Below are 16,643 nucleotides of genomic sequence, written 5' to 3' on the forward strand. Positions count from 1 at the left end.
AGCCTTATTTTGGTTCAAGTTTTGGTTTTGGTTGTGGCGGAATTTCAGCATCACCTTTACCAAATTTTGGTCTTACCGGCTTCGTGCCGTTAAAATCTTTTCCAAATTTTGGCACATGTCCAAAACCGCCTTTACCGTCCTTTTTAAAATGTTTTATTTTATCATTTTTTGAACCAAACTTACAAGCCTGTGTATTAAATTCTGCTTTTTCGGCACTTGAAAGCGAATCAAGTTGTGCATTATAAGCTTTGCGAAACTCGTTCATAAATTTTTTCTTTTCTTCCGGGCTTTTGCCGTTTAGCTCATTTTTCATTAAATTATGAAATTTAAAACAAGTTTCCATTATTTCCTTTTTTTGAGCGCCGATTCTTTTATCTAACTCAAAAGCTGAATTTGCTAGTGAAGCAGGACTTTTGCTATCTGTTGAAGCGATAACTTCTGCGTTTGTTTTACCGCTAAAATCAGCCGCAACTAACGAAGTAGCCAAAACGGCAGCTAAAACTAAAAATTTTGTTTTCATTTTTTATCCTTTCGTAAAAAATTAGTCGAATTATAAATCATTTTTGTTAAAGCTCGGTTAAGTGTTTAAAATCGAAATTTTGCTATAATTCGATCTAAAAAAGGCAAACTTTATGAAGATAAAATATAAATTTTTTAAAAACTGGGGCTATGCTATGAAGGGCTTGGGCGATGTTTTAAAAACAGAAATGAGCTTTCGCATAGAGCTTGTTTTTGTCGTGATTTTTAGCATTGTAAATCTATTTTTGCCGATAAATTTAACGCTTCATTTGGTGCTTGAAATGGCACTTTTTGGCGTTTTGATAACTGAAATTTTAAACTCTGCTATCGAGCGGATTGTAGATTTAGTAAGCCCCGAGTGGAACGAACTAGCAGGAAAAGCCAAAGACGCCGGTTCAGCAGGGGTTTTTTTAAGCATTACAATTGCAGTTATTTGCTGGGTTTTGGTTTTAGCAAATTTGATTTTTAGCTAAATTTAGCGTTGAATTTGCCAAATTTATTAAAATTTTACAAATTTGATTTAAAATTTAGCAAATTTACTCCTCAAAAATCGCTCTATTGATTTTTTCCACGAAATTTATCGGATTGACACTAGTTCCGTTTATGGCGATACCAAAATGCAAATGCGGACCGCTCACACGCCCTGTTGCGCCACTAAGTCCTATTAAATCGCCCCTTTTTACGCTATTGCCAACTTTAACCAAAATTTTATCTAAATGATAATACTGCGAGTAAATTCCACCGCCATGATCGATGATAACAGAACCGCCCGCATAATACCTATCTTTTGCGATTTTTACAATGCCGTCGTTAGCAGCGATGATTTTGGTGCCGATAGCAGCGCGAAAATCAGTGCCTGAGTGATAGCTTTTTACGCTTCCGTTAAAAATGCGTCCGTTGCCAAAATTCGAAGTGATTTTGCTATCCAAAGGCACGATAAAAGGCTCGTTAAATAGATATTTTGGCGTGGTTTTTGCATAAATCGCCACAGCTTCATCATACTCTTTTTTTATGCGAGATTGAACGGATTTTGGCGGATTTACTTTGGCTGGTTCGACACTTAAAACTTCTTTTTTATACTCGCCTTGTTTTAAATGAACAACTTCATTTTCTTCGCCCCAAATCGTAGTGATTTTTAAATTTAAATCATCTTTTTGGCGATAATTTGCAGGTAAAATTGCGATAAATTCGCTATCGTTTTGCGGATTTATAGTCAAATTTATCTTTTTTTTGTCCAAAAAGGCACTTTTGACACTTTTTTTGTCAAATTTAAGTATTAAAACATCGCCGTTTATAATCTCGTGCGAAAACAAATTTACTAAAAAAAGGGCTAAAATCACTAAATTTTTCATAAAATTTCCTAAATTCGTTATTTTTTGTTGAATTTTTATTCAAAAATTGGCGCAAAAACGCAAATTTACTGCTATAATAGCGAAAGCATTATTTTAAAAGGATTAAAAATGAAAAAACTTTTACTTTCTACAATCTTAGTTCTTTGTGGTTACTTACATGCAGATGTAAGCGCAAACCAAGAAGTAATTGCAGCTACAAATGTTGTAAAATCGTTTGCACATGACAAAAATTTTGGGGTTTCTGCACAATATATTAAAAATGCAAAAGCCGTTGCTATTTTAACCGATGTTAAACGCCTTGCAGCCGGTGCTTCTATCCAATACGGCGACGGAATTTTTAGCGTAAAAGGCGAAGACGGCGAGTGGAGCGCTCCGATTTTCATCAAATATCGCGGTTTTGGCGCAGGAATTCAAGCAGGATATGAAACAAGTGATGTTGTAATGCTTTTTCAAACTACAAAATCTTATCAAGACATATTTAACGGCATGGAAACACTAGAAGTAAATGCTGGTGCAACTATCGGTGAAGGTTATAGAAGTGGTGCAGCGACTGATTTACCTGACATTTCAGCATGGATGGTAAGTCCTGGCGAACAAACAGGTGTTTTTGTTGGTGCTTCACTAGATCACGCTAGAATCGTAATCGACGATCAACTAACAAATGATTATTATGGTAGAATTTATGATTATGAAGATATTTTAAATGATTCTCCAAAAGCTACAAAATATACTAGAAATTTAAAAGATACACTTAGAAAATATATTTCAAACGCTCAGGCTTACAATGTAGGTGACGCAAAAGCCGTAGCACCTATAAATACCGTTGCTAAAAAATATCAAAACGGAAAGCCGATTGTTTCAAATCGCCCATATAATAAAGGCGTAAGAAAATAATTTTCTTTTTTTATCGTTTTGTAAATCTAGCCGAGAGAAATCTCGGCTTTTTTTATTTCTTTTACCAACTCTCGTATAAAATTTCCACTCCGTCATATTCCCAAAAAGCCTTTGGTGTAAGATACAAACCTTTAAAAATAGGTGCATTAATTTGTGTATATTTTGGGGTAAAATTTGGATAAATTTTAAAAATTTCACGCTCAATGAGCGTGGTGCAGTATAAATTTGGCTCAGTCGATTTTGCTAAAATAAATTTTTCGCCAAGCTTGGCTTTTAAATTTTGCACAAGCTCGTTTTTTTGCGTTTGAGTTAAAAAATTTATCCTAGCCACGCCAATTTTTCTAGCGTGTGCCAAAAACTCATCAAAGCTACTTTTTATCACGGCTCCATTTTCCTTGTCTGTCTCGCCGCCGCCCACAGTAGCGTGCAAGATAGTAAGCGGGGCAGTATCTATCACCACACCAATATGCGAGTAACGAAAGTCGCTGATGCGTGCGATTAGCAAACTATCAAACTCATCACCAAGCCGAAAAATCAAATCCCCTACTTCAAAATTTGGCAAATTTTGCAAATCTTCACGAGTTAGGGTTTTAGATTTTGAATTTTTAAAAAGAGTAAAATTTGGAAAAATTTGGCGAATTTGTGGGATTTGCACCACACAAAACAGCACAAATCCCAAAAAAATAAGAAGCGAAATTTTGAATTTCATAAATTTAGAAAATATCCACCTTCCACGCTCCTTTGTGATTTTTGCGCACTTTCATCATATCATCTATCGTTTTGCCGTCTTTAAAAACTATCCGCACTTTCACCGTGCCGACATCCTCGCCGAGATTTTTATCTACGATTTCAATCGATTTTAGACCGTTATGTTTTTTGGCTACTTGCATAGCATCACCTACCAACATACCCACTTTGCCCTCTAATGTAGGTCTGGCACTCTCGTTTTCCATATCCTCTTTGCTAAGATATACTAGGCTAACAGCTGTTTTGGTATCGCCTTTATAAGCAGCTTCTATGAAGCTTTTTGCCACATTTTCGGCACCGCCGCCGCCACAACCGATTAAAAACAGCATTGCAACAATTGCTAAAAATAGCTTTTTCATACCTGCTCCTTTATTAAAAATTTAAAAACTAATCTCTTTAATATCAGCGACTTTCAAAAACGCATTGTAAATTTGACCGATATTTGCTATGCGATTTGCTTTGATTTTTGGGTCATTTACATTTATCATAACTTTATCGAAAAACTCGTCAATCACGCCTTTTAAGCCAAAAAGCGAATTTAGATAAGCTTTGTAATCGCCGTTAAATTTAATCTCTTTAAACGCCGAATTTAATGCCCTTTCTGCGTCATTTTCAAACAAACTTTCATCGAGCGAACCGATTTTTTCATCTTTTATGATATTTGCAAGGCGTTTAAAAGTGGCGAAATTGTCCTTAAATTCGCTACTAACGCTAATCTCGCCAAGTGCGTTAATCGCGCTATCAAGCTTTTTAATATCATTTTCGCCACTATTTATACACGCTTTTACCACAGACGGATTAAAATCATAAAGCGTATAAAGGCGATCTTTGATAAAATTTAGCAGTTTTTGCGTATCAAATTTTTTATAACCAGCCAAAACTTCATCGCTTAGGCTTTTAATATCTAAGTTTAAATCCGAATTTAACGCTATTTTTATTATCCCCAAAGCTGCCCTGCGAAGCGCGTAAGGATCTTTGTTTCCGCTTGGAATTTTATCAATGCTAAAAAGCGCAAAAAGCGTTTCAAATTTCACCGCCATTGCCACAACCGAGCTAAAAATTCCGCTTGGCAACTCGCTATTTTCGCCACTAGGCAAATACTGCTCTTTTATAGCTTTTGCCACAAGAGCGTGTTCATTTTTAGCATTTGCGTAATAACTTCCCATAATGCCTTGAAGTTCGCTAAATTCGCCAACCATTGTGCTTGTAAGATCTGCTTTACTAAGCATTACGGCTCGCTCTAACGCTTCTTTATAATCTCCGCCAAATTCAGCCCTAAGCTCGCTATCAAAACGCCCGGCAAGGGCTTTTGCGACAGCTACTTCGCGTAGCTCTTTATCATAAACGCTACCAAGCTCATTTAAATAAGCCACGCTTTTTAACTTTTCTGCGTTAAATTCGGCATTTAAATCGCTCTCCCAAAAGAATTTCGCATCGCTTAAACGCGCTCTTAAAACTTTTTCATTTCCTTTTACGATAAGTTCGCTATCATCGCTGATTGCGTTGCTGACGACGACGAAGTGGTTACTTAACTCGCCGTTTTTAAACACAGGAAAATATCGTTGATTTTCCTTCATCGAAGTGATAATTACTTCTTTTGGAACACTTAAAAATTCGCTCTCAAACTCCCCAAGCAAGGCAGTCGGATACTCAGTAATAGCTACAACTTCATCAAGCAAATCTTCATCGATTTCTATTTTAAAGCCGGTTTCTTGCTCTATTTTTTCAAATTCATCTAAAATTTTTGCTTTTCGCATAATATCTTTTAAAATCACGCCGTTTTTAGCCAAAAGCGAAAAATATTCGCTAGAAGAGTTAAATTTAATCAAATCATAGCCAAAATTTCTGTGTGGAAAAAAGCCATTTTGCGACTTTACGCCAAAAATTTCAAAGTCTAAGAATTCGCTTCCAAGCAGACAAGCCACACTCCGTACAGGGCGAATAAATTCAAACTCGCCCGTCCCCCAGCGCATAGATTTGCCAAAATTTAAACTTTGCAAAAATTCATTTATCATAACAGGTAAAATTTCACGGCTTTTTGCGCCTTTTTGAATCGATTTATGATACAAAACTTCCTTGCCGTTAATCTCTTTAAATTTAAGCTCGTCTTGGCTTATTCCGCATTTTGCGGCAAAGCTAAGTGCCGCTTTTGTAAATTCGCCGTCTTTTAACGCCACAGCCTTTGGCGCACCGATATTTTCTATCTCTTTATCGGGTGCAAATTCCATAAAATCCTTGTGAAAAATCACAAGTCTGCGAGGCGAATACTCAAATTCAAATTCACTACCAAGCAAATTTTTATCCAAAATGCTTTCCCATTTGCCCCTGATATTTGGCAACTCCTTTAAAAAGGGAATCGCGGGGAGCTCTTCAACTCCGATTTCAATCAATAGTTCCATTTTCGTCCTTTTTATTTTGTTTTCGTTTTTCTTTTTTTTCTATCATCTGTTTGTTAAAACCCACAACCAAAAAAATCATAAAAATCACAAATAAAATCAGTAAAATTTTATGTATCATTGAACAATAAATTCCTTTTTGCCTTTGTAAATCGTAAAAAATGCGTTTTCAAATTCCAAATTTTTGCCGTTTTTTACCTTTCCGTTTTTTCCATAAATCAAAAATTCGCCAAATTTGGTTTTTATAACTCCATTTTCAACATCGCCTTTTAGTTTGCCAACAACATCGCCGCTTCGCAAATTCGCAAAATCGCCTTTAAATAAATGCTTTTCTAAATCGCCGTCATTTCCGTGATTTTTAAGAATTTCAAATTCATTTATTTCGTAATTTGAATTATAAATTTTAGCTTTTTTTACCAAAATATCGACTTTATCGCCAACCTGCACGGCTTTATTATCGCCAAAAACAAAAACGCCCCGTCCGTCTTTTGCGATAGCAAAGCCTTTTTTGTCGATGAAACTAACCACAGCATTTTGAATTTTAACTTCATTTTTCAAATTCGCTTGTCCGTAAATTTCATCGATATTTACACTTTTTGGCGATTTTTTGAAAAACGAAAATTCCTTTTTTGGTTGCGTTTTTTGCTCATCAATTATGATTTGTTTAAATTCTTTTTTGACAACCTTATCTTTATCGCTCGTTAGAACAAAATAAATCGGGTCGTGATCGGAAGAGTTGTTGCTACTTCTAAAAACCTTAAAACTATCTTTTTTATAGCCAAGTCTTGCAAAACCAAAAAGCTCAGAACTTAGCAAAATATGATCTAACGCCCTGCCTGTGATATGTGAGCTTTTTTTAAACCAGATAAAATCCCACAAATCAGTATAATTTTGCGTATCGATAATCTCTCTTAAAAGCGAACTTTTACCATAATCTGTATTAAAATCGCCCAAAATAACGGCATTTTTGATACCGCTTACGCTATCGCCTAAGAAAATCGTATTTTTTCGTCGATCTAAAAATGAGTTTTTCGCACTTAAAAAATGTGTCGTAAATACGGCGATTTCCACGCCCTCAAACTCAAAATCAAGCCTTAGAATATCTCTTGTTTTTATCTCTTTGCTTCTATAAAATTTGCTATTTTTAGGTTTTATTTTTGATAAAAATCCAACGCCAACTGGCGAATTTTTAGAAGCTGAAAATTCATAAAATTCATAACCACTTAAATTTGCCAACTCTTTTAAAACTGCTTTGTTTTCTATCTCTTGAAGTGCGATTATATCGGCATTTAGTTCTTTTATTATCTCGGCAGTTTGCTTTAATTTTTTATTATATTTTGCTTCGTCCCACTCGGAAAAACACTCTTTTGTTTTGATTTTGCAAACTTTATAATCGCTGTATTCGTTGCCGTTGTTTTCGCCGTCAAAAAGGTTTTCGACATTGTAGGTTGCAATTTTTAGCTCACCACAAAACGCAAAAACGCTAAAAAGCAAAAAAACGATAATCTTTTTCATAAATTTGCTCCAAATTCGCTAAAATTTTGTCTTATCGCTTCATACGCCACAATACCTACACTTATAGCCAAATTTAGGCTTCTGCCGTCTTTTCCCATTGGGATTGTTATGGCATTTTGCCAGTTTTTTTGCATTAGCTCCATTGGAAGTCCCGTGCTTTCACCGCCAAAAAACAAAAAATCTCCCTTTTGAAATTCAGCCTGAAAATAAGGCTTTTCGCTTTTGGTCGTGGCGAAAAAAAATCGGTGCAGGTTATGCGAATTCGCACTCATAAATTCGTCTAAACTCTCCCAAATAGTGGGATTTAGCTTTTTCCAGTAATCTAGCCCTGCTCTTCTTACAGCTTTATCGCTTAAATCAAAAATGGTTGGCTTAATGATATGCAGTTTCAAATTTGCATTTACGCACAAACGCCCGATAGTGCCTGTATTTTGCGGAATTTGTGGGCTAACTAAGACTATATTAAACATCTAAAAAATCACCGTTTTGTTATTATAAACAAAAATTCTATCATCAAAAACAAGATCTAACGCGCTTGCTAAGACATTTCTCTCCACATTTCGCCCAGCTCGACGCATTTCTTGCCAGCTCATCTCGTGATTAACACGCACGACATCTTGGGTGATGATTGGTCCTTCATCAAGGTTGTTATTGACAAAATGAGCCGTCGCACCGATAATCTTCACGCCCCGTTCGTAGGCTTGTTTGTAAGGGTTTGCACCGATAAAAGCAGGCAAAAACGAGTGGTGTATGTTTATGATTTTTTCTTCATAATGGCTGACAAACTCAGGGCTTAAAATTCGCATATATTTTGCCAAAACTGCATAATCAAAATCAAATTTGCTCATCACTTCAAGCACCATTTTTTCGTGCTTTTCTCGCTCAATGCCGTCGCTTTTAACGCAAAAAAACGGAATTTCAAATTTTTCAACTAAGCTTTGCAAATCATCGTGGTTTGCCACGACCGCTAGGATATTTGCGTTTATTTCGCCGCTTTGATTTTTGATAAGCAAATCGCCCAAGCAGTGCGTTTCTTTGGTCGCTAGGACGATGATATTTTTCTTTTTTGCTTCTTTGAAATTAATGTTTGCTTTTCCACCAAGCACTGCATTTAAAAGTCCGCAAAATCCTGCTACATCGAGCTTTTCATCAGCGTCAATCTCAGCTCTAAAAAAAAATCGCCCCACGCCGTGATCGACAAATTCGTGGTTTTTTGCGATATTTAGATTAAATTTAAAAACAGTATCAGCGATACGATAAATCAAGCCTTTTTCGTCATTGCAATCGATTTTTAAAATATATTTTTTCATTATTTTTGCCCTTATTTACAAAGCTTTTATTTTAGCTAAAAAAGGCTAAATTTACGCTTTTAGTCGCATAGACCAGACGGATTAAAACAATCAAAGCCAAATCGATTGACCCTAATAATATCTTTTTGTGGATAAAATATAATTTCATAACCTTTTTTCTGCCAAATTTGTATTTTTGTATCGCTAATGGAAGTAATATTTAAATTTTTCATGGAACCATAGACTAAAAACATTTTTTTATACGCATCGGTTCCCAAATAGTGAAAATTTGGAGTAATAAAACTCGAATTTAAGTTTGCCAAATCATTGGCATCTGCAACACAATCCGACCGCTCAACTTGCACGAAACCATTTTGTTCCAGTTTAGATGACACTATATCATGTTTTTTATCTAATTTTATATAACTTACATAGCAAATTTTGATATTATCATGTTTAAAAGGCATTTTTCTGCGATACAAAAGAAGTTCTTTTGGATTATAATTACCTAATTGCCGAATTTCATATAAATTATTATGCCTTACATTAACAAAGTTGGTTTCATGTATGCTTGTTATATAGATTGTAAAAAATAGCAATATAGCTACTGCAATAAAAGCAATCGCGGATAAAGCCAAAATAGCTAAAAAATATATGGAGTAAGCACTATAAAATAAAAATTTAGAAAAATTTGACATTTTTCAAATACTCATTTATCTCTATTTCTTGACGGCGTTTGATTTCATTTGCGATTTCTTTACCTTTAAATCCGTCGTTTATAACGGCTTCGCTTCCTACTTTTGAAGCAAATTTTTTCTCATAAATTCCAAGTTTTTTAGCGCGATTTATGCGAGTTTTATTATATGCTCCAAGCCACGAATTTATAGGCATTTGCAAGGCGATTTGCATTAGTTTTTCATCGTCGATTTTTTTATGAAACGGCTCGGTTAAAATGCGTTTGAAATGCGAATTTAGCTTTAAATTTTCTAAAATTTGCTTTTTGTCTAAGCCTAGCAAATTTAAAACAGCATATAAAAAAAACGCTTCATCTTTTACAAATTTTCGTCCGTTGTCGATAAATTTTGCGATTTTTTCGCATTGCTCCCCAGAAATTTTCACGCCAAAAATTTTCTCAAAAAGCCCCAAATCATGCAAGATTACTAGCCCCAAACCAGCAAATTTAGCACCAAAAAGCTTCATTAGCTCACCCCGAATTCGCTCGACACTTAAATCGCTCGTATCGATACTACGCATAAATTTAAAGCTCTGCTGTTCGATTTTTAGATTAAATCTTGCCGCAAACTGCACGCCACGATATACGCGCAAACTATCTTCCACAAAGGTTTTGCTATCGACCATGCGCAAAATTTGGTTTTGCAAATCAGCCACGCCGCCGTAAAAATCCAGCACTTCGAGCGAAAAAATATTTATCATCATCGAATTTATGGTAAAATCTCTACGCCTAGCACCGATTTTTTCGTCATTTGTGATTTCGACTTCAAACGCCTTATGCCCTACTCCGACCTTGCGTTCGGTGCGTGGCAGGGAAATGTCAAAATTTTTAAATTTATAGACAAAATAGCTTTTTCCTACGCCTTGTGCGCCAAGCTCACTCATAATCTCATCGAATTTTTGGGGATTTATATCATAAACTTCAATGTCAATGTCGCTGGTTTCACGCTTTAAGAAAAAATCACGCACAAAACCACCGACAAAATACGCTCTTTTTGTGTGTTTTTTTAAAAGTTTGAAAATAGCCTTAAAATCGCTATTTTGATAAATTTTCAACTCTGTTGTCGATACTTGCAAGTAAAAATTCCATAAATTTGATACTTAATTCAACCCTAGCTTCCAAATCGCCTTCAAAAGCATTTAAGCCTTCAAAAAGCACTAAAATTCGCTCTTTTAAGGCGCTTAAAAACTGAACTTCGTCGTTTTTAACTTCGCTCAAATTTGCCAAAAGCTCGTTGATTTTCGATATAGAAGCAGACAATTCGGCATTTAAATTTTGCAAATTTTCACTATCGCAAATTTGCTCCGTTTGCGAAATTTGATCTTGCAGATTTTGACTAAAATCCATATCTTCTAAATTTTCAAAATTCTCATCTCTTATGATTTCCAATTTTTCATCATCAAAATCATTTATAATATCATTGTCAGAAATCTCGCTAAAATCTTCATTTTCAAAAATTTCAAATTCGCTTTTTAAACTTTCGTTTTTTGGAATTTCAAACTCATTTTGCAAATTTTCATCTTTTGAAATTTGGGTTACATTTTGTAAAGTTTCATCTATTTTTTCATCGTCAAAATCATATTTTTCATCGGCAAAATCATATTTTTCATCGGCAAAATCATATTTTTCATCGGCAAAATCATATTTTTCATCTGCTAAATTCGAATTTTCAAGATTTGAGCTTTCGTTTTTGTTTTGATTTTTTTCTTCATCTTTTGAAGAGCCAAAATTTAGACTTTCAAAATGAAAATTAAAAGCTATTAGGTCGCTTTTTTTGGTATTTGGCAACACAATATCAGAATAAATTTCCAAATCGTCATCTAAAAATTTATCGTTAGAATTTGCCGAATTTTGACTAAAATTCGCCGAATTTTGCTCAAAATTCTTAACTTGCAAATTTTCATTTAAACCTTTTTTTTCTTGCTCCAACTTCTCTAAATCTTTGATTACGGTTTTTGCAATGTCTTCTAGTTTCATAGTTGTAAAAGCCACCTTTTAAACTCGCTAGTATCCTTTTTATCGCTACTCATAAAAAGATCTAGCATTTTTAAATTTACCTTGTTTTTCATAAGCATTTTTGATTTTAGTTTATCAAAATACTGCATTGCTTGTTCGTCTCCACGACGAATCAAACTTCGGTAAATCGCCAAAGCTTCGTAAAATCTGCCGTTTGCTTCGCACCTAAGTGCTTTTAAAATTATTTCGTTCATATTTTATTTGCGTAATCTGCGATGATTGAGCCGATTTCGGTTGTCGAGCAGACCTCTTTTGCGTCAAATCTCGCAATATCTTTCGTTCTATATCCGTCTTTTAAAACTGCTTTTACCGCTTTTTCTATCGCATCTGCTGCTTCGTTTTCGTTAAATGCGTATCTTAACATCATCGCAGCACTTAAAATTGTCGCAATCGGATTTGCTATTCCTTGCCCGGCTATGTCAGGCGCTGAGCCGTGAATAGGCTCGTAAATTCCTACCTTGCCACCGATACTAGCACTTGGCAAAAGTCCGATCGAGCCACAAACCATACTTGCTTCATCGCTTAAAATATCGCCAAAAAGATTTTCTGTTAAAATAACATCAAATTGTTTTGGATCGCGCACAAGCTGCATTGCAGCGTTATCCACATACATAAATTCTAATGCCACTTGCGGATAATCCTTTGCCATTTCGCTTACTACTTCACGCCAAAGTTGGCTAGTTTCTAGCACATTTGCCTTATCGACCATTGTGATTTTTTTATTTCGTTTCATCGCACTTTCAAAAGCGACTTTTGAAACACGCACGATTTCATCACGGCTATAAACCATCGTGTTAAATGCGTCGTTTTCGCGTTTTTCGCGTGGTTGTCCAAAATAAATTCCGCCCGTTAGCTCTCTAACAACCATAATATCAACACCGCTAACTGTTTCAGGCTTTAATGATGAAGCATTTACAAGCTCATCAAAAATAATCGCAGGGCGTAAATTCGCAAACGCGCCGAGCTCTTTTCGAATTTTTAAAAGACCGCTTTCAGGTCGCAAATGGCGTGGTAAATTGTCCCATTTTTCGCCACCGATCGCCCCAAAAAGCACGGCGTCGCTTGATTTTGCTGCATTTAGCGTTTCATCAGGGAGTGGCTCACCAAAAACATCATACGCTGCTCCGCCCATTAGCTTGTAATCATAATTTAACTCAAAGCCGAATTTATGGCTTACGGTATCTAAAACCTTAATTGCCTCTTCGATGATTTCAGGGCCGATTCCGTCGCCTTTGATAACACAAATATTATAAGTTTTCACAAATTTTCCTTTTACATTTTTGATTTTGCATAATTTATCAAACCGCCCGTTTGCAAAAGTTCTTGCATAAACGGCGGCATTGGAGAGAATTTATACTCTTTTTTTGTCGTTAAATTTTTGATAATGCCATTATCAAGGTCGATTTCTAGCTCATCGCCTTCGCCGATTTCATCTGTTTTGTCGCATTCTAAAATAAGTAATCCCATATTAAAGCTATTTCGGTAGAAAATTCTAGCAAAAGACTTTGCTATGACGCACGAAATTCCTGCTGCTTTTAAAGCGATAGGAGCGTGTTCTCTACTACTTCCACAGCCAAAATTTTCCCCTGCGACGATAATGTCGCCCGGTGAAATTTTTTTAGAAAAATCTTTATCTGCATCTTCCATAACATGACTTGCTAAAATCGCAGGATCAGAAGTGTTTAAATAACGAGCCGCAATGATAATATCGGTGTCGATATTGTCTTTAAATTTCCAAACTTTTGACATTTTTTAACCTTATAAATTTAAAATTCGGCAACTATTCTAACTAAAAAAATATTAAATTCTACTCAAAAATTAACAAAATCGCTACAAGTGCGATTAAAATCGCAGAAAATTTGCTTATAATAGAAATTTTATCGCTCATAAATTTGCGAAATGCTGCCCCGCCCGTAGCATAAATCATCAACGAGCAAAACTCGATTATAAGCATAATTGCGATTAAAATAAAAAGCCTTGCGCTTAAGATATTTTGGCTATCTAAAAATTTCGGAAGCAAAGCGCCGATGAAAATCCACGCTTTTGGATTTGCCATATTACAGATAAATCCTTGCGTAAAAAGCTCTTTTTTGCTTAAATTTGGTATAGTTTGAAGCGTTAAATTTGCAGAACTTTTATAAATTTTATAACTCATATACAAAAGATACGCCCCGCCTAGAATTTTAATCAAAAACATAAAAATCGGAATTTTTACTATCAATACACCGATACCAACGCCACAGATAAAAGATAAAATTCCAAGTGATATAAGCAGACCAAATATCGCAATCAACGCTTTTTTCAAGCCAAAACTAAGTCCGATACTCATCGCAAACATCATGTTGATTCCGGGCAAAATAGAAATAAGAGCATAAGTTGCAATAAATAAAAAATAATCCATAAATTCCGCCAAATTCCGGTAAAAATTCGGCGAATTCTAACACTTTTGAACTTAATTTTTTATAACCTTTTAAAAATTTAAATTTGCTAAATTTATTACCAAATTTAATAAATTTTGAAATTTTGAAATTTTAATTAAATTCCTAAATTTTAATTAATTTAATAAAATTTAAAAATATTTCGGTATAATAGCCTTTTTTTACTGCAAAAAAGGAGCAATCTTACATGGCAACTTCCAAAGATTTTTTTTCAAAAGTGGAACAATTTTTCAGCGAAAACCAAAAAAGTTACATTACCTACGAACGACTTATCAAATTTTTTGACAAAGCACCGACTGCGACAAATGTTAAAAAAATCGAAATTTTAGCCAAAGAATTCGATGTTGAGTTAATCTCATCGGCAGAAGTAGCAAAAATCAAAAACCTTGAAGACGCTAAAAACAGCCAAGACGCCCAAAGAAAGCTACTTGATGACGAATTAGACGGCGAATTTGACCTAACAAATGATAGTGAGCTTATGGAGTGGAGCCGTTCTGATAGCCCGGTGCGTATGTATCTACGCGAAATGGGTCAAATTCCGCTTCTCGTAAAAGAAGAAGAGGTCGAAATCAGCAAAAAAATCGAGCTTGGCGAAGATATTATCATCGATGCTTTTTGCTCTGTGCCATTTTTGATAGATTTTATTTTAGAATACAAAGAGCCTTTGATAAACAGAGAACGCCGCGTAAAAGAGCTTTTTAAGAGCTTTGATGAAGGCGAAGAAGACGAAGAAGAAGACATCGATATAGACGAATACGCCGAAGACGAAGAAGAAAATCAAGAAGAAAAGAAAAAACTAAATCGCAAAAACGATAAACGAGCCGAAAAGGTTATAGAAAGCTTTAAGGCACTCGAAAAAGCAAAAAAAGACTGGAAAAAATTTGCCGATAAAAATGCAATCGAAATTCAAGAAAGCGATAGTATCTCAGCAAAACTAAATTTAGCTTTCAAAAAGAAAGTTTTAAAAGAAAAACTAATGGATTTGGGTCCTACTAGCAAACTCATAACAGAAATCGTAAAATCAATGGAAACAGCGCTAAAAAGCGATAGCGAATTTGAAAAAGAGCTAAAACGCTTGGAATACAAACTTCCTATGTTTAGCGCAGAGCTGAAAAAAAATCACCAAAGCATTTTAAAAGATATTACAAAACTAAGCAAAGAAGACATTATCGCGCGTGTTCCGGAAGCTACAATGGTATCAACCTATGTGGATATTAAAAAACTTTTCCTTACAAAAGAAGCTAGCAAGCAAGGCTTTGACTTAGAGCCTGAAAAGCTAAAAGTTATTTTAGAGCAAATCAAACGGGGCAAAAAAATCTCCGATGACGCAAAAGCCCGTATGGCAAAGTCAAATTTGCGTTTAGTCGTCAGTATCGCAAAACGCTACACAAATCGTGGTTTGCCGTTTTTGGATTTGATCCAAGAAGGAAATATCGGGCTTATGAAAGCTGTGGATAAATTTGAATACAAACGGGGTTATAAATTTTCTACCTATGCGACATGGTGGATTCGTCAAGCCATTTCTAGGGCGATAGCCGATCAAGCAAGAACGATTCGAATTCCAATCCACATGATAGAAACGATAAACCGAATAAACAAAATCACGCGAAAATATATGCAAGAAGAAGGCAAAGAGCCTGACATCGCTCTTATCGCAAATGAAGTGGGGCTTAGCATAGATAAAGTAAAACAGGTGATAAAAATCACAAAAGAGCCAATCAGCCTTGAAGCGCCTATCGGAAACGAAGACGACGGCAAATTTGGCGATTTTGTCGAAGATAAAAGCTCGGTTTCGCCGATAGATCAAATTTTAAAAGCAGACCTAAAAGAGCAAATCGATGAAGTGCTAGATCAGCTAAATGAACGCGAAAAAGCGGTTATTCGTATGAGATTTGGGCTTTTGGACGATGAAAGCGACCGAACACTTGAAGAAATCGGCAAAGAGCTAAATGTAACAAGAGAACGCGTTCGCCAAATCGAAAGCTCAGCAATCAAAAAACTAAAACACCCAAAAGTCGGACGAAAACTTAAAAACTATATCGAAGGGTGAATTAAGGGTCAGAATTTTGTCATTTAAATATTAGGAAAAAAATTTGCGTAAATTTGTTAAAAAATTTTTTAAATTTATCACTATATTGGCGATGATATATTTTTTACCGATAGTTTTGTTATTTTTTAGAGAACCTTTTATTATAAAAGCAATGAAAGATGATTTGATAAATTATGAGTTGTATTATTTAAAAAGCCATTATAACGCTAAACTTAAAGCATTAGATAAAAGCGATGATGAGATAGAAAAGCTAACAAAGGAGTATGATAAGATTTTAGAGAAACAAAGAGATAAATTTTATAAAACTTGTAAAAAGTATGTTAGCTATACACTTTCGCATTTGGACTTTGTAGATTTTTATGTTACTTGCAAATTTGACGATGAAACTAAAAAGTTATATTCGGATTTGCAAAAAGTTATTAAAATCAATGATGAATATCATTTAATTACTAAAAAAAAGGCTCATATAATGTTTTTTAATATGCCTGCAATGTATTCTTATGAAGTGCAACAAAAACATTTAAATCACAATGAAGAAATATCATATATGGAAATTAGTAAAGATATGCTTTCGGAAGTTACCGAGCTACTTGATTATTTTGAAGCAAATAAAATGGATAAAAAAATATTTGTTTATGATAAAAAACAAGAATTTTACTTTAAAATTAAATAATACATATAAATAGGCATAATA

20 protein-coding genes are annotated in these 16,643 nt (G+C 34.8%); 4 read left to right on the plus strand and 16 right to left on the minus strand.

From position 1 onward, the window contains the following. Nucleotides 1-4: 4 nt before the first annotated feature. Nucleotides 5-520 (minus strand): DUF1104 domain-containing protein, encoded by a 516-nt coding sequence (locus PF028_RS02710; protein ID WP_270861205.1) that lies wholly within the window; start codon nucleotides 518-520, stop codon nucleotides 5-7. A gap of 112 nt (nucleotides 521-632) precedes the next feature. Here PF028_RS02710 and PF028_RS02715 point away from each other — a divergent pair, with 112 nt between their 5' ends. Further along, nucleotides 633-992, plus strand: coding sequence for a diacylglycerol kinase (locus tag PF028_RS02715; RefSeq protein ID WP_270861206.1), 360 nt, complete (start codon nucleotides 633-635; stop codon nucleotides 990-992). Nucleotides 993-1,055: 63 nt separating this feature from the next. Here the strand turns inward: PF028_RS02715 and PF028_RS02720 are convergent, their stop codons facing one another. Then, complete coding sequence (locus PF028_RS02720) at nucleotides 1,056-1,871, minus strand: M23 family metallopeptidase (RefSeq protein WP_270861207.1); 816 nt, start codon at nucleotides 1,869-1,871, stop codon at nucleotides 1,056-1,058. Nucleotides 1,872-1,979: 108 nt separating this feature from the next. Between PF028_RS02720 and PF028_RS02725 the strand changes: the two genes are divergently transcribed. Then, nucleotides 1,980-2,765, plus strand: coding sequence for a lipid-binding SYLF domain-containing protein (locus tag PF028_RS02725; RefSeq protein WP_270861208.1), 786 nt, complete (start codon nucleotides 1,980-1,982; stop codon nucleotides 2,763-2,765). A gap of 61 nt (nucleotides 2,766-2,826) precedes the next feature. Here PF028_RS02725 and PF028_RS02730 read toward each other — a convergent pair whose 3' ends face one another. Genes PF028_RS02730 through PF028_RS02795 form a run of 14 tightly spaced genes read right to left on the minus strand, consistent with a single transcriptional unit; the run spans nucleotide 2,827 to nucleotide 13,862 of the window. Then, nucleotides 2,827-3,474: a YiiX/YebB-like N1pC/P60 family cysteine hydrolase gene (locus PF028_RS02730; RefSeq protein ID WP_270861209.1), complete on the minus strand. Its 648-nt coding sequence runs from the start codon at nucleotides 3,472-3,474 to the stop codon at nucleotides 2,827-2,829. Between the two features lie 4 nt (nucleotides 3,475-3,478). Further along, nucleotides 3,479-3,871 carry a DUF4878 domain-containing protein gene (locus tag PF028_RS02735; RefSeq protein WP_270861210.1) on the minus strand — a complete coding sequence of 131 codons (393 nt, stop codon included), beginning with the start codon at nucleotides 3,869-3,871 and terminating at the stop codon, nucleotides 3,479-3,481. A gap of 21 nt (nucleotides 3,872-3,892) precedes the next feature. Continuing rightward, nucleotides 3,893-5,911: a glycine--tRNA ligase subunit beta gene (gene glyS, locus PF028_RS02740; RefSeq protein WP_270861211.1), complete on the minus strand. Its 2,019-nt coding sequence runs from the start codon at nucleotides 5,909-5,911 to the stop codon at nucleotides 3,893-3,895. Next, entirely contained in the window at nucleotides 5,895-6,029 is a 135-nt protein-coding gene (locus PF028_RS02745; RefSeq protein WP_270861212.1) for a hypothetical protein, read from the minus strand. The genes glyS and PF028_RS02745 overlap by 17 nt, the downstream gene beginning before the upstream one ends. Further along, nucleotides 6,026-7,423: an endonuclease/exonuclease/phosphatase family protein gene (locus PF028_RS02750; RefSeq protein ID WP_270861213.1), complete on the minus strand. Its 1,398-nt coding sequence runs from the start codon at nucleotides 7,421-7,423 to the stop codon at nucleotides 6,026-6,028. Before PF028_RS02750 ends, PF028_RS02745 begins: the two co-directional genes overlap by 4 nt. Next, a complete protein-coding gene (locus PF028_RS02755) occupies nucleotides 7,420-7,893 on the minus strand; it encodes a tRNA (cytidine(34)-2'-O)-methyltransferase (RefSeq protein WP_270861214.1) in 474 nt (157 codons plus the stop codon). Before PF028_RS02755 ends, PF028_RS02750 begins: the two co-directional genes overlap by 4 nt. Then, on the minus strand, nucleotides 7,894-8,733 hold the full coding sequence (gene purU / locus PF028_RS02760; RefSeq protein WP_270861215.1) for a formyltetrahydrofolate deformylase: 840 nt from the start codon (nucleotides 8,731-8,733) through the stop codon (nucleotides 7,894-7,896). A 59-nt stretch (nucleotides 8,734-8,792) separates the two neighbouring features. Further along, complete coding sequence (locus tag PF028_RS02765; RefSeq protein WP_270877206.1) at nucleotides 8,793-9,410, minus strand: hypothetical protein; 618 nt, start codon at nucleotides 9,408-9,410, stop codon at nucleotides 8,793-8,795. Next, nucleotides 9,394-10,521, minus strand: a complete 1,128-nt coding sequence (locus PF028_RS02770) for a CCA tRNA nucleotidyltransferase (protein ID WP_270861217.1) — start codon at nucleotides 10,519-10,521, stop codon at nucleotides 9,394-9,396. The genes PF028_RS02765 and PF028_RS02770 overlap by 17 nt, the downstream gene beginning before the upstream one ends. Beyond that, nucleotides 10,481-11,422, minus strand: a complete 942-nt coding sequence (locus PF028_RS02775; protein ID WP_270861218.1) for a CiaD-like domain-containing protein — start codon at nucleotides 11,420-11,422, stop codon at nucleotides 10,481-10,483. Before PF028_RS02775 ends, PF028_RS02770 begins: the two co-directional genes overlap by 41 nt. Further along, nucleotides 11,419-11,655 carry a hypothetical protein gene (locus tag PF028_RS02780; protein ID WP_270861219.1) on the minus strand — a complete coding sequence of 79 codons (237 nt, stop codon included), beginning with the start codon at nucleotides 11,653-11,655 and terminating at the stop codon, nucleotides 11,419-11,421. The genes PF028_RS02775 and PF028_RS02780 overlap by 4 nt, the downstream gene beginning before the upstream one ends. Further along, complete coding sequence (gene leuB, locus PF028_RS02785) at nucleotides 11,652-12,722, minus strand: 3-isopropylmalate dehydrogenase (protein WP_270861220.1); 1,071 nt, start codon at nucleotides 12,720-12,722, stop codon at nucleotides 11,652-11,654. Before leuB ends, PF028_RS02780 begins: the two co-directional genes overlap by 4 nt. 11 nt (nucleotides 12,723-12,733) lie before the next feature. Beyond that, nucleotides 12,734-13,210, minus strand: a complete 477-nt coding sequence (locus tag PF028_RS02790) for a 3-isopropylmalate dehydratase small subunit (protein WP_270861221.1) — start codon at nucleotides 13,208-13,210, stop codon at nucleotides 12,734-12,736. A 58-nt stretch (nucleotides 13,211-13,268) separates the two neighbouring features. Continuing rightward, entirely contained in the window at nucleotides 13,269-13,862 is a 594-nt protein-coding gene (locus PF028_RS02795; RefSeq protein ID WP_270861222.1) for a LysE family translocator, read from the minus strand. 224 nt (nucleotides 13,863-14,086) lie between these two features. Between PF028_RS02795 and rpoD the strand changes: the two genes are divergently transcribed. Continuing rightward, nucleotides 14,087-15,949 carry an RNA polymerase sigma factor RpoD gene (gene rpoD, locus PF028_RS02800; RefSeq protein ID WP_373567001.1) on the plus strand — a complete coding sequence of 621 codons (1,863 nt, stop codon included), beginning with the start codon at nucleotides 14,087-14,089 and terminating at the stop codon, nucleotides 15,947-15,949. 43 nt (nucleotides 15,950-15,992) lie between these two features. Further along, nucleotides 15,993-16,622 carry a hypothetical protein gene (locus PF028_RS02805; protein WP_270861223.1) on the plus strand — a complete coding sequence of 210 codons (630 nt, stop codon included), beginning with the start codon at nucleotides 15,993-15,995 and terminating at the stop codon, nucleotides 16,620-16,622. Nucleotides 16,623-16,643: the final 21 nt, after the last annotated feature.

The sequence above is a fragment of the Campylobacter sp. CN_NE2 genome (assembly GCF_027797465.1).
Classification (GTDB): domain Bacteria; phylum Campylobacterota; class Campylobacteria; order Campylobacterales; family Campylobacteraceae; genus Campylobacter_B.

Excerpts from the sequence above, each read along its gene's own strand:
- PF028_RS02710 (WP_270861205.1), bottom strand. The coding sequence starts at position 520 with ATGAAAACAAAATTTTTAGTTTTAGCTGCCGTTTTGGCTACTTCGTTA.
- PF028_RS02715 (WP_270861206.1), top strand. The coding sequence starts at position 633 with ATGAAGATAAAATATAAATTTTTTAAAAACTGGGGCTATGCTATGAAG.
- PF028_RS02720 (WP_270861207.1), bottom strand. The coding sequence starts at position 1,871 with ATGAAAAATTTAGTGATTTTAGCCCTTTTTTTAGTAAATTTGTTTTCG.
- PF028_RS02725 (WP_270861208.1), top strand. The coding sequence starts at position 1,980 with ATGAAAAAACTTTTACTTTCTACAATCTTAGTTCTTTGTGGTTACTTA.
- PF028_RS02730 (WP_270861209.1), bottom strand. The coding sequence starts at position 3,474 with ATGAAATTCAAAATTTCGCTTCTTATTTTTTTGGGATTTGTGCTGTTT.
- PF028_RS02735 (WP_270861210.1), bottom strand. The coding sequence starts at position 3,871 with ATGAAAAAGCTATTTTTAGCAATTGTTGCAATGCTGTTTTTAATCGGT.
- glyS (WP_270861211.1), bottom strand. The coding sequence starts at position 5,911 with ATGGAACTATTGATTGAAATCGGAGTTGAAGAGCTCCCCGCGATTCCC.
- PF028_RS02745 (WP_270861212.1), bottom strand. The coding sequence starts at position 6,029 with ATGATACATAAAATTTTACTGATTTTATTTGTGATTTTTATGATTTTT.
- PF028_RS02750 (WP_270861213.1), bottom strand. The coding sequence starts at position 7,423 with ATGAAAAAGATTATCGTTTTTTTGCTTTTTAGCGTTTTTGCGTTTTGT.
- PF028_RS02755 (WP_270861214.1), bottom strand. The coding sequence starts at position 7,893 with ATGTTTAATATAGTCTTAGTTAGCCCACAAATTCCGCAAAATACAGGC.
- purU (WP_270861215.1), bottom strand. The coding sequence starts at position 8,733 with ATGAAAAAATATATTTTAAAAATCGATTGCAATGACGAAAAAGGCTTG.
- PF028_RS02765 (WP_270877206.1), bottom strand. The coding sequence starts at position 9,410 with ATGTCAAATTTTTCTAAATTTTTATTTTATAGTGCTTACTCCATATAT.
- PF028_RS02775 (WP_270861218.1), bottom strand. The coding sequence starts at position 11,422 with ATGAAACTAGAAGACATTGCAAAAACCGTAATCAAAGATTTAGAGAAG.
- PF028_RS02780 (WP_270861219.1), bottom strand. The coding sequence starts at position 11,655 with ATGAACGAAATAATTTTAAAAGCACTTAGGTGCGAAGCAAACGGCAGA.
- PF028_RS02790 (WP_270861221.1), bottom strand. The coding sequence starts at position 13,210 with ATGTCAAAAGTTTGGAAATTTAAAGACAATATCGACACCGATATTATC.
- PF028_RS02795 (WP_270861222.1), bottom strand. The coding sequence starts at position 13,862 with ATGGATTATTTTTTATTTATTGCAACTTATGCTCTTATTTCTATTTTG.
- rpoD (WP_373567001.1), top strand. The coding sequence starts at position 14,087 with ATGGCAACTTCCAAAGATTTTTTTTCAAAAGTGGAACAATTTTTCAGC.